The organism is Bacillus sp. sid0103, assembly GCF_019219025.1.
In genome coordinates this window covers 1-398 of record NZ_JAHUWN010000120.1, presented here as the reverse complement: position 1 = coordinate 398, position 398 = coordinate 1, and the positions used below count along the sequence as shown (strand labels likewise).

1 pseudogene is annotated in these 398 nt (G+C 40.5%); it reads left to right on the top strand.

The window, feature by feature from the left end:
* Positions 1 to 257: 257 nt before the first annotated feature.
* A pseudogene (locus KW850_RS33900) lies at positions 258 to 398 on the top strand (acetyl-CoA C-acyltransferase); the annotation flags it as partial.

Here is a 398-nt window from a genome sequence, read left to right as displayed (position 1 = left end):
AAAGGCTAATTATATTCCCTTATATGCAATAATTAACCTAATTAATACAAATGTACGTTTCAAAGAATACGAAGCAAATTGTATTTATTTATTGGGTATTGGGTGTGGGTCGGCGGAGCGTCGATCCCACAACTGGATAATCGAAAGGGCTTGGGTATAACACAGGACCTTATTTATGTGCCTCACCCCACCGTAAGAAAAAACATATTCCAAATCCAGAGACCTGCATGACCTTTGCACACACACATGTCACCTAATTGGGTCTTCAGCCATTAGTTACGATTAAAGAACTGCAAATGCCGTGGTAGACCCAAGCATTATGGGCGTTGGCCCAGTACCAGCAGTGAAAAAGGCATTGGAAAAAGCAGCAATTTCAATCGAAGATATTGATTTAATCG